Below are 12431 nucleotides of genomic sequence, written 5' to 3'. Positions count from 1 at the left end.
TCGCATGGGAGGCAAAATCCAGCCGCGGCGACGTCGATGCGGCCTTCGCCCGTCCCGACATACGCATTGTCGAGAGCAGCTTCACCGTCGGCCGGCAGAGCCATGGGCCTTTCGAACCGCGCGTTGCCATCGGCTCCTGGGAGGACGGCCGTGCTCACATCCAGACCTCGACGCAGGTGCCTTGGACAGTTCGCAACGTCACCGGAAGGGTCATGCAGCTTGCGCCCGGGCGTGTGCGGGTCACCGTGCCGCCTGTCGGAGGCGGGTTCGGCCTGAAATTCGATGCGTCCATCGAGCCGATCACGGCACTTCTGGCGCGGATGACCGGGCGCACGGTGGTCCTGGAAAACACCCGGCAGGAAGAGATGGCAACCTGCCTCTGCCGCGAGAATGCGGAAATCCGCATTCGCTCCGCTGTCACCGCCGAAGGATACATCGCCGGACGCGAGGCGGTCGTGCTGATGGACTGCGGCGCGTATGGCGGCGAACAGGTTTTCCTGACAACGATGACGGCGCACACGCTGGGCGGCAATTACAGGGTTGGCGCAACGCGGCTCGTCAGCCGCGCCGTATACACCAACACACCACCCAACGGCGCTTTCCGAGCTTGCAACGGCGTCTACAACACCTTCGCGTTGGAGCGACACACCGACGAAATCTGCGATGCGCTAGGCTTCGACCCAATGGAGTTCCGGAAGAAAAATGTCCTGGGAGATGGCGATCTCGGTGCCACGGGGCAGGTTTTCGAGGCCGACGTGCTGGGTCCGATGCTCGATCGCATGGAGACACTGCGCGCCAGCACCGGTACATCAGAGGCCGAGGCCGACGGCAGGCTCTATGGAATTGCGACCACGGTCGGCACATGGTTCGTTTTCGTCGGGCCTTCGGCGGCGACGGTGAATTTGAACGCCGACGGCAGCGCAACGCTGGTCACCTCGGGTGTGGAGATCGGATCCGGCACGATGGTGCAATCCCTGCCGCAGATCGTGGCTGGGCAGCTCGGGCTTGCTCCCGACCAGGTGATCGTGCGCGAAGCCGATACGGATGCCGCCGGTCTCGATGTCGGCGTTGGCGGTGGGCGCACCACCGTGTCCATTGGTGCCGCGAGCATCGCCGCCTGCGCGGAAGTGCGGGAGAAGCTGCTTCGGACCGCCGGCGAGATGCTCCAGACCCGACCGGAAGACCTGGTGCTGCGGGACGGTCGTGTCGAGATCACGGGACGTCCCGGTTCCGGCATGTCGATCCCCGCTGTCGTCGCCCATGCACAGGCAACCACTGGCCCGATCACCGGAAGCGGGGCCTTTGCCGCCAGGAACACTCCGGCAATGTCCGGCTGCGCGATGGGGCATTTCATCGATGCGCTCGACATTCCCGTCTTCGTCGTTCACGAGGCCGAGGTGGCGGTTGATCCGGACACCGGCCATGTCGAGGTGCTGGCCTATCGCGTAGTTCAAGATGTCGGCCGCGCGCTCAACCCGCGCGCCATCCTGGGCCAGATACAGGGCGGCGTGGTACAGGGGCTCGGCTATGCGTTGCACGAGGAGGTGACGCTCACCGCCGACGGATGCATCGCGCAGGACGATTTCGAGACTTATCGCCTGCCGCTGGCGCAGGATGTGGTTCCGGTCGCCGCCGACCTTTACGAGGGCGCGCCGTCGATGGGGCCTCTAGGCACCAAGGGTGCGGGCGAGGTCCCGATCCTGGCGGTGGGCGCGGCGATCGGCTGCGCTGTGGCACGCGCCATCGGCAAGCCGGTGCGGCAGCTGCCACTGACGCCGCCGCGCGTGCTTCGACTGCTGCATGAGCGCGAACCACCGCCGGAATTCCCGCACATCGCCCCCGGCTGGGCGTTGAACACTCTGGGCTGAGGCAAGTAAACCATGGTCACCCTGAACTGCGACATGGGCGAAAGCTACGGCAACTGGCGCTTCGGTGACGATGCCGGCATCATGCCTCATATCGATTGCGCCAACATCGCCTGCGGCTTCCACGCCTCCGATCCATGGACGATGCTGAAGACCGTGCGGCTCGCCCTTTCGCATGGCAAGCGGGTCGGCGCGCATCCCTCCCTTCCCGATCGTGAGGGGTTCGGCCGGCGCGAAATGAGACTTCAGCCGGAGGAACTGACAGCTGCCTTCCTCTATCAAATCGGTGCTCTGACAGGGATGCTGGCCGCCGAGGGCGGGCAACTCAGCCATGTCAAGCCGCATGGCATCATTTACGGCATGGCCGCGCACGACGTCGACACTGCCCGGGCAATTGCCGCGGCGGTCAAGCCGTTCGGCGTCCCTCTCTTCGGCATGGCGGGAACCTGTCACGAGACGGCGGCAGCCGAACTCGGCGTTGCCTTCGTGGGCGAGTTCTTTCCCGATCTTGCCTACGCTCCCGGCGGCAGCCTGATCATCCCGCGCGTCCAGTCGGCCATCGACCTGACGCTTGCCGAGCACCGCATGATGGGGGCGCTTACTCGAGGCGAACTCGTCACGACAGACGGCACGATCCGCCCGGTCGACTTCGACACCGTCTGCATCCACTCCGATCCGCCGAATGCGCGCGACGTCGCCGCGCTGATGCGGCGGATCATCGACACTCATTCCAACGGCCTGCCATGATTCATTCTCCCGAATCGTGAAAGCTCCACGCAAGGGACTCGAGGACTATCTCGAACTCACTGCCCGAACCATTTCTCCAAGCCGCTGAGGACTTCCATGGATGCGCTTTCCAACTCTCTCGCCGCCGCCGACATCGCCACCACCATGCACCCCTACACCAACCTGCGTCAGCACGAAGAAACCGGGCCGCTGATCATCAGCCGCGGCGACGGCATCCGTGTGTATGACGAACGCGGCAAGGAATACATCGAAGGGCTGGCCGGGCTCTGGTCGGTGGGCGTCGGCTTTTCGGAAAAGCGGTTGGCCGACGCTGCCTATCAGCAAATGCTGAAGCTGCCCTACTACCACACCTTCTCCTCCAAGGCGCATGAGCCATCCATCCGGCTCGCGGAGAAACTCGTGGAGATGACGCCGGAAAACCTGACGCGTGTCTTCTTCACGTCGTCGGGCTCGGAAGCCAACGACACCATCGTCAAGATGATGTGGTTCATGAACAACGCGCTGGGCCGGCCAAAAAAGAAGAAATTCCTGGCACGGACCAAGGGCTATCACGGCATCACCGTCGCCTCCGGCAGCCTGACAGGCTTGCCGGTCAACCATCGCGACTTCGATCTGCCGGCCATTCCCGTTCGCCACCTGACCTGCCCGCACTTCTATCGCTTCGGCATGGCAGGCGAAGACGAAGCCGCCTTCACGGCGCGCCTGCTCGCCGAGCTGGAAGCGGTGATCGCCGAAGAAGGGGCTGACACCATCGCAGCCTTCATAGGAGAGCCGCTCATGGCAGCCGGCGGCGTTCTGCCACCGCCGGTCGGGTACTGGGAAGGCGTGGAGAAAATCTGCCGGGCAAATGATATCATTCTGATAGCGGACGAGGTGATCTGTGGTTTCGGGCGGCTTGGTACGCCCTTCGGCGCTCAGAAATACGGCTTCACGCCTGATATCATGACGGTCTCCAAGCAAATCACGTCGTCTTATATGCCGCTTGCCGCCGTCATTTTCTCCGATGCGATCTATCAGGCGATCGCCGACAACACCGCCACGATCGGCAATTTCGGCCACGGCTTCACGGCGTCAGGTCATCCGGTCGCGACGGCAGTGGGTCTCGAAAACCTGGCCATCTTCGAGGAGCGGGACCTGATCGGAAACGCGGCCCGCCTCGAGACGTCGTTCCAGGCCGGCATCCGCTCATTTGCCGATCACCCGCTTGTCGGCGAAGCGCGGGGCACCGGTCTTATCGGCGCCGTTGAGCTGGTGGCAGACAAGGCGACGAAACGCCCCTTCGTCAAGGTTGGGCGCGCAGGGGGTATCGCAGCAGGCTTCGGCCACGAGGAAGGCCTCATCTTCCGCGCCATCGGCGATCAGCTCGCGCTCTGCCCGCCGATGATCTCGACAGAAGACGATGTGAAAGAAATCATGACGCGCATGGGCCGGACGCTTGAGCGCCTGACCGGTGCGGTTGCCAAGGAGGGACTTGAATGACCCGCATGAAAGCCGAACCGGTCGTCCATATCGACGACGAACGCTTTCGGGTCACCGAATGGCGCTTTGCCGCCGGGGCCGAGACCGGCTGGCACATCCATGGCCATGACTACGTCATCGTGCCGCTTACGGACGGCAAGCTCGGTCTCGAAGGCCCGGACGGCGCGCAGTCGCAAGCCGCCCTCACTCAAGGGGTGCCCTATTCGCGGCGGACGGGTGTGGCCCACAACATCATCAATGCCGGCGATGCGCCGCTGGCCTTCCTGGAGGTCGAGGTCGTTGAGGCCGGCGATCTCGCAGCCAGGCGGCTCGCCGTGCTTGACCGGTTCCTCGCTGCCTGGAACGCTCGCGATGTGGGCGCGCTGATGGACTGCATGGCTGAGAATTGCGCTTTCCACGGCTCGGCCGGACCCGATGCCGAAGGGCGCAAGCATATGGGGCGTGACGCCGTGCGCGCCGCCTATGCAGCGCTGTTCGATGCTTTCCCGAAGGCCGCGTGGACCAGGGGACGGCACGTCGTGACGGGCGACACCGGGCTTTCATCATGGCGCTTCGTCGGCACCACGGCAGCGGGGCAGCAAATCGAAGTCGACGGCTGCGATATCTTCGCTTTCTCGGGGGAGCTCATAGCGCTCAAGGATTCCTACCGCAAAGCGCGAGGGTAGCGAAAATCTGAATTCATCGGGCGACGAAGGGCGGTCCAAGCGGGCCGCCCTCGTTTTTTGTCCAAAGGCAAGATCCTACGAAAGGGCCGGGCTTACCCGGCCCATCTTCTTACTTGAGCAAGGCTTCCATCGGTACCGGCTCGGAAATCGTCCAGTTGCCTACAACACCCGGCTTGCCGGCCTTGGTCTCGACGATCAGGTACCGCGTCTGGTTCTGGTGATGCAGTTCCGGCGTGAAGGTACGAGGCCCGAACAGCGTCGGCTCGTTCTTCATCTTCTCCAGTTCCGCGACGACGGCGTCGGCATCGGTCGTGCCTGCACGCTCCACCGCCTTGGCCCAGACGTCGACCATGACGTAACCCGGAAAGACATACTGGCTCGAGGGATCGGCGCCTGTCTTCGCCTTGTAGGTGGCATTGAACTTCAGCACTTCCGGATTGGGATCGTCGCCATAGATCGATCCCTGAACGGGGACGTAGAAGTTCGTCAGATCGGGCACAGCGGATAGCCAATAGCTACCGTCGACGCCCGAGCCATTCAGGATCATGGAGTTGATGCCCGCGGCACGAAGCTGCTTGATGGCCGAAACAGCGCCCGGCATCATTGTGCAAAGCATGATCGCATCCGGCTCCTTCGGCAGAGACTTGATGCGGGTGATCTGCGCGGCGATGGAGGCGTCCTCGTTCTTGAAGGTGTCTTCACCGACAAGCTTCGCGCCCTGGGCTTCGAGCTTCGGCATCATCCAGTCGAAGCCGTCGCAGATGCCCTTGTTGTAGGCCGTCCAGGTATCGAGCAGACGGTAGAAGTCCTTTGCGCCTTTTTCCTTGAATGCCCACTCGGCCATGGTCGCGCCCTGCACGGGCGCCAGCACCGACGCGGAGAAGCTGTGCGGGCCGACACCCTGGATACCGGCCTTGACCGATTCCGCGCACAGGAAGAAGGAGATACGGCCCGCGTCCTCGGCCGCGAGCGCAGCCGGCGATCCGAAGTCGTAGTCGCACGAGACGACCACGAGATCCGCGCCCTGGTCGAGCACGGAGAGGCCCGCCTTGGCGCCTTCGGCCCGGTCGGACTTGGTGTCGGCCTTGACGACCTTGATCTGCTTTCCAAGCAGACCGCCAGCCGCATTGATCTCGTCGATGCGGATCAAGGCCGCCTCCTGCGCAGGCTTGTCATAGGCTTCCATGAAGCCCGACTCCGCAGTGGCGAAGCCGATGACGATGGTCTTGTCATCGGCCAGGGCCGGGTATGCGATGGACATCGAGGCCAGAGCGGTTGCGACAATTCTCATTTTGTATGTCATGCACGTCTCCTTTTTGTTTTCCGGTCGGGCTTGTGCCGCCGGTCACTTGTTGCGACTGCTGCGGGGTAAGGTGATCTCGCGGTTGCCCATGAGTCCGGATGGGCGAAGCGCGAGGATCACGATCATGATGACGCCGAGGGCTATTTCCTGAACCCCTTTCGGGAGGGCGAAAGTGGACTCGCCGAGCGATACGCCTGCCTCCAGCCAGCGCAGCGCCTGGATAAGGGCGGACAGCAGGACGACACCCACCACACCCCCCGACAGGCTGCCCATGCCGCCGACGACGAGCATGGAAAGGGTGATGAAGGTGAGACCGAGATAGAATGTGTCGGGTGTGACCACGCCGATGGAATGAGCCATGAGCGCACCGCCCAGCCCCATCACCGCGCCTGATATGACGAATGCCACCAATCTTTCCCTGGGAATGTCGATACCGGAAGCCGCGGCGGCGGTGGGCTCGTCGCGGGCAGCACGAAGGGCCAGGCCGGACCGGGAGATCGCGTGCGCCCAGGCGATGAAGATCGCGACCACGGCGCCGATGAGATACGGCCAGATCACGCGTACGATCGGAATGCCGACGACCGATGAGGTCGCTCCGGTCACGCTCTCCCAGTTGGAATAAATTGTGTTGATCATGGCGAGCATCGCGAAGGTCGCGATCGAAGCCGCGATGCCCGATAATCGCATCAGCACCCGCCCGAAGATGAGAGCGGCGAGGGCGGCGAACAATGCTGCCAGCATAGCCGATTGCCAGTACGGCAATCGGGTCGCCAGCAGCCATTCGGGCAGTCCCGGCAGCGAACCGCGTTTCATCATCGGATTGATGGTGAGCCACGCGGCCGCGTAGGCGCCAAGGCAGGTGAAGCCGATATGCCCGAAGCTGAGAACGCCCGAATTCCCGATAAAGATGTATAGGCCCACGACGAGGATGACACGGACGAACACGTCGATCACCGTCTGGTTGAAGGGCCGCGATCCGGTCATCACCGTGATCAGCGCGATGGCCAGCAGCAGCAGAGAAAGCAGGACCGGTGTCAGGATTGTGCGGCGGGCAAGCGCGAAGCGGGCGGGCTTTCGCTCGGCAGCCGGGGCACCGGCAGCGGTAGAGTTGGTGAGGGAGGCGACGACACCCATGAAATCAGATCCTTTCCTTGGTGCCGCGCGCGGCAATAAGCCCCTGTGGGCGGAAGAGGAGGACGAGGATGACCGCTCCATAGACAAAGGCATCGCGGAATGGCCGGGCGTCGATGGGCAGCATGACTTGCATGATCACCGAGGCGGCACCCAGCAGGAAGCCGGCGAGCACGGCTCCCCCGAGGCTGCCGAGGCCGCCAATGACGGTGGCGATGAAGGCCATCAACATGATCGAGGCGCCCATCTGGATGTCCAGCGTGCCTGTCTGGGCGCCAAAGATCAGTGCAATGGCGGCGGCCAACGCGCCGGAGAGGGCGAACGCGCCCATGATAACCCGGTTCGCACGCACACCCAGCATTCGGGCCATCGAGAAGTTCTCGGCCGCCGCCCGCATCTCCAGGCCGAAGCGGGTTTGACGCAGGAACAGTGTCAGGCCGATCAGGATGACCATCGTGGCCACGATCGTTATGAGCTGGAGGAGGGGAAGCCTGGCACCAAGGATCTCCACCGGCTGGGACAGTTCGGGCAGCAGCGAGATCGATTTCGGCCGACTGGAGAAAAGCATGAGCAGGAAGTAGCGAATGACGAAACCGAGCGCGAAGGAGGCGATCATCATGGTTGCCGGATTTGCCTGACGGAACCGCCTGAAGACGACGATTTCGCACAGCACCGACAGCCCGGCCCCGCAGAGGAGCACGAATGGCAACAGCAGGTACCACGGCAATTGGCCGGCGAAGACGATGGCCATTGCGTCCGTAGACGGCCATAACAGGGCGAAGACGCAGAAGGCGATGACGTCGCCATGCGCGAAGTTCACGAGCCGCATGACGCCGAAGATGAGGGCAATGCCGAGCGCCCCGAGCGCGTAGAGCGAACCAAGCGAGAGTGCGTCGAACAGGATCTGAAGCATCTCAATTGTCCTCGTAGCCGAAATAGGCAGCCTGGATCGCCTCGCCATTGCCGAGCGTCCGCGCGTCGCCATCGAGCACGATCTGTCCGCCACGCATCAGGATCATCCGCCCGCCCACCATCATCGCCCGGGCCGAGCTCTGCTCAACGATCAGGAGCGTGAGCTGGCGCTGCGCACGCAGCGCGATCAGCCGCTCGTAGACCTGGTCGTTGATGTTGGGGGCGAGGCCCAGTGAAGGCTCGTCGATGGCTACAAGCCGCGGATTGGTCATCAGCGCGCGGCCGATGACCAGCATTTGCTGCTGCCCGCCGGACAGCAATCCCGCCTGCCCGTGCCGCCTCTCTTTCAGCATCGGGAAGGTTGCGTAGACGGCTTCGAGTTCGTCGGCCGCTCGGCTGCGCCAGCCGCGTTCGCGGGCGTGCATGCCGGTTCCGACCAGAAGGTTCTCTTCGGTCGTCAGCGAGCCGAAGACATCGCGCCCCTCCGGCACCATGGAGAATCCGAGCCGGGCGATGTTCTCCGGCGCCTGGCCGGTGATCTCATGACCTGCAAGGTCGATCCGGCCGCCCGCCACCGGCGTAACACCGGCGATCGCGCGCAGCAGCGAAGACTTCCCGGCTCCGTTCGGGCCGGTGATGAACAGGATTTCTCCCTCGTCCATGGAGAAGGAGACATTGCGGACCGCCGTGAGACGGCTGTAGCGGATGGTGATGTCGGAAAGGGCGAGCAGGCTCATTCCATCGCCTCCAGCACAGGCAGGTCGGTGTTCGCGGCCGTGCCCATATAGGCGTGGCGCACCTTCTCGCTGTCGCGGATCGCGGCAGGCGGTCCTTCCTCGATAATCGCTCCGGAATCGAGCACGACGATATGCTGGCAAAGGCCGAGCACCAGCCCGACATTGTGCTCGATGAGCAGGACACCACAGCCGAGATCGCTGGCGATGTGTCTTATCAGGGCGGAAAGCTCCCGCGCCTCCAGTGCGCTCATGCCAGCCGCGGGCTCGTCGAGCAGGATGTATGCGGGCCGTCCCATCAGGGCGCGGCCAATGGCGACGCGGCGCTCGTCCGTGTATGGCAACGTTCCGGCGATGCGGGTACCCAGCGCACCGATGCCTATCCAGTCGAGCATCGCTTCCGCTTCGGCGATGGCAGCGCGCCGGCTCATTCCCAGGCCAACGCCGGTCACTTCCAAATTGTCCAACACAGGCAGGTCGCGGAAGAGCCGCCCACCCTGAAAGGTGCGGGCAATGCCGCGCCGCCGGACCTGATGCGGCTTGAGACCCGTGAGTGCTTCCCCGTCGAGCTTGATGGTGCCTTCCGTCGGTGCCTGGAAGCCGGTCAGCACGTTGACGAGCGTGGTCTTGCCAGCGCCATTCGGGCCGATGAGGCCACTGATGCGGCCGGGCGTAATTTGGAGGTCTACCGATGACAGGGCCTTCAGCCCCGCAAACGATACCGAGACGTTCTCCGCGCTCAGATGACTCATGACCCTTTCCTTCTTTCTACCGACGGAAAGGCGCGAAGCATCCGGCCTTGCGGCCAGCCACGTTGCAAATGTCTTCCCCTGTCGGTTCCGGCGGTCTCTAGCGGACTGCTCGGGTGCCAAATTCACGCCGTTGCCCGGCGTCGTCTTGTCGTTTCGCGCACCGGATTTTGTCTTCCGCCACGCGCGGTCGGTTTTGGCCGGCCGATCTCCTCGCCTCCGGCTCCTCCGCCGGCATTCCCGGCTGACGTCAGCCGGCCAGATGCCCTTCAGCACGCGCCAGCGCGGCGCGCTGTTCGGTTCGCGCGGCAAGCGCGTCTTCCAGCGTCACCGGGACGAAGCGCGCCGGGGTGTGCGGCTGGAGCTGGGCGATAAGGTCCATGTCGGCCGATATCACCACGCCCAGCATCATATACCCGCCACCCGAAACCGCGTCCCGGTGAAGAACGATCGGCTCAGTGCCACTCGGCACCTGGACGGATCCGTAAGGATAGCAGGCATCGACGATGTTCGAGGGGTCGGAGCCCGCACCGAAAGGCTGCTCGCGCTCGACGAATTCCAGCGGCGTTCCGCCGCGGAAGCGATAGCCGATACGGTCGGCTTCGGGCGCGACCTTCCAGGTTTCCTCAAAGAACCGATTGCCGGCAGCCTCAGTGATCCGATGCCAGTATATGCCGGGAAGCATTCTGAGTTCCGCCGGACTATTGCGCGCGCGGCGCAGATTTGCAGGCAGTGAAAGACCGGCTTTGCCGGAACCTTCGCCGAGGGGAAGCTCATCGCCCGCTTTCAGCGTGCGGCCCTGATGGCCGCCAAGCGCGCCCAGAATGTAAGTCGAGCGCGAACCGAGAACCACGGGTACGTCGATGCCGCCGGAGACGGCCAGATAAGCGCGCGCGCCGCCCTTGAGGAAGCCGAAAGAAAGTCGGTCACCGGCCTTCACCGGAAAACTTTCCCACGTCGACCGTTCCTCGCCATTGAGTTTGGGTGGGAGCTCTCCACCTGTGACGGCGACGACCGCGGATTGGGTGAATTCGAGTTCGGGACCCATGAAAGTGGCTTCGAGCACCGCGGCACCCGGATCGTTGCCGACAAGCAGGTTTGCGATGCGTGTCGCAAAGCGGTCCATGCCGCCGCCTTCTGGAATGCCGACATGATAGTGGCCGGGTCGGCCAAGGTCCTGCACGGAAGTGGAGAGGCCGGGAGAGATTACCTTAACGGCCATTGATAAGCTCCATCAGCTTTGCATTGGTGCCGTAAATGTCGCTGTTGAAATCCTTCAGGCTGAAGGTGCACTCGCGAACCGTCGGCTGCCACCGATTGGCTTCGATTTCCTCAAGCGTGGCGTCGTAGTCATCGCGGCCAATGGCCTTGAACTTGACGATATCGCCTGGCTTGAACAGGCACATGTCATCGGCGAGGTAGCGCACCTTCCTGGTCGGGTCGTAGATCGGGGCCGGGGTTATGCCATACATCTGGTAGCCGCCAGCGCCGCGTACCGAATAGATCGCTGCAAAGCAGCCGCCATGGCCAATGGTGAGCTTGGGAGTGTCGGTGCGTGGACGCAAGTATTTCGGCGCCTGAATCTGTTTCTTGCGCTCAACCATCTGGTACAGGAAGGGCAGTCCGGCGACGAAGCCGACCATCGATACGAACCAGGGCTGGCCGGAATAGGCCTCGATAAACTCTTCCACCGTGGCGTAGCCGTTGATGCGTGCCGAATATTCAAGATCGGTGGAGGAGGGGTCCTGATGGCGCTCGCGGAAGCGCAGGCAGGTTTCACGCGTCCATGGATCCTGGAAATAAACCGGCAGTTCGATGATCCGGGTCTTCAGCACCGGGTCCGACTTCGAGGCGGCCTCTTCCATCGACTTCAGTTCGCTGAGCAAATCCTGCGGCTTGACGATGTCGGGGTTGAAGCGAATCTGGAAGCTGGCGTTGGCTGGGCAGATCTCGGTGACGCCTCGGATGCCTGCCGTACGCACCGCATTGGTCATCGAAAGGCCGGTAAAGAAGGAGGTGAGCGACATTTCTTCGGACACCTCGCCGAAGATATGTTCGTCACCGCCGAAGTTGAATCGTATCGACATCGGTCCTCCTTAACCCGCCAATGCTGCGGCGTTTTCGATGAGCCAGCCTTCCAGCCAGCGGGTATGCACGTCTCCCGCCCGCATCGCCGGATCGGCGGCCAGCGCAAGAAACAGCGGCTTGGTGGTCTTGAGCCCGCCGATCTTCAACTCGTTGAGCGCGCGGATCAGGCGCACTATCGCCGCCTCGCGCGTCTCTGCATGCACGATCAGCTTGGCAAGCAGCGAGTCATAAAAGGGCGGCACCTGATAGCCTTGATAGAGCATCGAATCGAAGCGTACGCCCGGACCGCCGGGAATGCGAAGCTCGGCCACCTGCCCGGGGAATGGAGCGAACTCCTTCGCCGGGTCTTCGGCATTGAGCCGGACTTCGATCGCATGCCCTTTGACGGAGACATCGCTTTGCCGGATCCGCAGCTTCTCGCCGCCGGCGATGCGAAGCATCTCCGCAACGAGGTCGATGCCGGTGATCGCTTCGGTGACCGGGTGCTCGACCTGGATACGGGTGTTCATCTCGATGAAGTAAAAGCGGTCTGCTTCATCGTCGTAAAGATACTCTACCGTGCCGGCACCAGAGTATTTGACCGCCTTGGCCAAGGCGACCGCTGAAGCGCAGAGCTCTTCGCGCAGCCTGTCTGAAAGTGCGCGCGACGGCGCCTCCTCCCAAACCTTCTGGCGTCGCCGCTGCAGCGAGCACTCCCGCTCGTAGCAGTGGATGGCATCGCTTCCGTCTGCCAGCACCTGCACCTCGATATGGCGGCC

At 63.3% G+C, this 12431-nt stretch carries 11 protein-coding genes and 1 pseudogene; 4 read left to right on the top strand and 8 right to left on the bottom strand.

All coding sequences use genetic code 11. From position 1 onward, the window contains the following. From EOA22_RS10860 to EOA22_RS10845, 4 genes are all read left to right on the top strand, one after another. The coding region (locus tag EOA22_RS10860; RefSeq protein ID WP_127389966.1) for a molybdopterin cofactor-binding domain-containing protein at window positions 1-1868 on the top strand (1868 nt) is incomplete at its 5' end. Between the two features lie 12 nt (window positions 1869-1880). Next, entirely contained in the window at window positions 1881-2612 is a 732-nt protein-coding gene (locus tag EOA22_RS10855; RefSeq protein WP_063167467.1) for a LamB/YcsF family protein, read from the top strand. Window positions 2613-2708: 96 nt separating this feature from the next. Further along, entirely contained in the window at window positions 2709-4091 is a 1383-nt protein-coding gene (locus EOA22_RS10850) for an aspartate aminotransferase family protein (protein WP_063167468.1), read from the top strand. Next, window positions 4088-4756: a nuclear transport factor 2 family protein gene (locus EOA22_RS10845; protein ID WP_063167469.1), complete on the top strand. Its 669-nt coding sequence runs from the start codon at window positions 4088-4090 to the stop codon at window positions 4754-4756. Before EOA22_RS10850 ends, EOA22_RS10845 begins: the two co-directional genes overlap by 4 nt. Window positions 4757-4865: 109 nt before the next feature. Here the strand turns inward: EOA22_RS10845 and EOA22_RS10840 are convergent, their stop codons facing one another. The 8 genes and pseudogenes from EOA22_RS10840 to EOA22_RS10805 form a co-directional block, all read right to left on the bottom strand. Then, the gene (locus EOA22_RS10840; RefSeq protein WP_013533160.1) at window positions 4866-6059 is read right to left on the bottom strand and encodes an ABC transporter substrate-binding protein; all 1194 of its coding nucleotides are present in this window, start codon (window positions 6057-6059) and stop codon (window positions 4866-4868) included. 42 nt (window positions 6060-6101) lie between these two features. Further along, window positions 6102-7193, bottom strand: a complete 1092-nt coding sequence (locus tag EOA22_RS10835; protein WP_063167470.1) for a branched-chain amino acid ABC transporter permease — start codon at window positions 7191-7193, stop codon at window positions 6102-6104. Window positions 7194-7197: 4 nt separating this feature from the next. Further along, window positions 7198-8103 (bottom strand): branched-chain amino acid ABC transporter permease, encoded by a 906-nt coding sequence (locus EOA22_RS10830; RefSeq protein ID WP_013533158.1) that lies wholly within the window; start codon window positions 8101-8103, stop codon window positions 7198-7200. Between the two features lies 1 nt (window position 8104). Further along, window positions 8105-8839, bottom strand: coding sequence for an ABC transporter ATP-binding protein (locus tag EOA22_RS10825; RefSeq protein WP_013533157.1), 735 nt, complete (start codon window positions 8837-8839; stop codon window positions 8105-8107). Then, window positions 8836-9897 carry an ABC transporter ATP-binding protein gene (locus EOA22_RS10820; RefSeq protein WP_244514266.1) on the bottom strand — a complete coding sequence of 354 codons (1062 nt, stop codon included), beginning with the start codon at window positions 9895-9897 and terminating at the stop codon, window positions 8836-8838. The genes EOA22_RS10825 and EOA22_RS10820 overlap by 4 nt, the downstream gene beginning before the upstream one ends. Then, a complete protein-coding gene (locus tag EOA22_RS10815; protein WP_063167471.1) occupies window positions 9836-10807 on the bottom strand; it encodes a biotin-dependent carboxyltransferase family protein in 972 nt (323 codons plus the stop codon). The genes EOA22_RS10820 and EOA22_RS10815 overlap by 62 nt, the downstream gene beginning before the upstream one ends. Next, on the bottom strand, window positions 10797-11672 hold the full coding sequence (locus EOA22_RS10810; RefSeq protein ID WP_013533154.1) for a carboxyltransferase domain-containing protein: 876 nt from the start codon (window positions 11670-11672) through the stop codon (window positions 10797-10799). Before EOA22_RS10810 ends, EOA22_RS10815 begins: the two co-directional genes overlap by 11 nt. Before the next feature lie 9 nt (window positions 11673-11681). Continuing rightward, window positions 11682-12431: pseudogene (locus EOA22_RS10805) on the bottom strand (acetyl-CoA carboxylase biotin carboxylase subunit); the annotation flags it as partial.

Source organism: Mesorhizobium sp. M7A.F.Ca.US.014.04.1.1, from assembly GCF_003998745.1.
In the GTDB taxonomy this organism is placed as follows: Bacteria; Pseudomonadota; Alphaproteobacteria; order Rhizobiales; family Rhizobiaceae; genus Mesorhizobium; species Mesorhizobium ciceri.
This window is presented reverse-complemented; position numbering and strand designations above follow the sequence as displayed.

Coding starts and splice junctions, on each gene's coding strand:
- EOA22_RS10835 (WP_063167470.1), bottom strand. CDS start 7,193: ATGGGTGTCGTCGCCTCCCTCACCAACTCTACCGCTGCCGGTGCCCCG.
- EOA22_RS10815 (WP_063167471.1), bottom strand. CDS start 10,807: ATGGCCGTTAAGGTAATCTCTCCCGGCCTCTCCACTTCCGTGCAGGAC.
- EOA22_RS10810 (WP_013533154.1), bottom strand. CDS start 11,672: ATGTCGATACGATTCAACTTCGGCGGTGACGAACATATCTTCGGCGAG.
- EOA22_RS10830 (WP_013533158.1), bottom strand. CDS start 8,103: ATGCTTCAGATCCTGTTCGACGCACTCTCGCTTGGTTCGCTCTACGCG.
- EOA22_RS10855 (WP_063167467.1), top strand. CDS start 1,881: ATGGTCACCCTGAACTGCGACATGGGCGAAAGCTACGGCAACTGGCGC.
- EOA22_RS10850 (WP_063167468.1), top strand. CDS start 2,709: ATGGATGCGCTTTCCAACTCTCTCGCCGCCGCCGACATCGCCACCACC.
- EOA22_RS10840 (WP_013533160.1), bottom strand. CDS start 6,059: ATGACATACAAAATGAGAATTGTCGCAACCGCTCTGGCCTCGATGTCC.
- EOA22_RS10845 (WP_063167469.1), top strand. CDS start 4,088: ATGACCCGCATGAAAGCCGAACCGGTCGTCCATATCGACGACGAACGC.
- EOA22_RS10825 (WP_013533157.1), bottom strand. CDS start 8,839: ATGAGCCTGCTCGCCCTTTCCGACATCACCATCCGCTACAGCCGTCTC.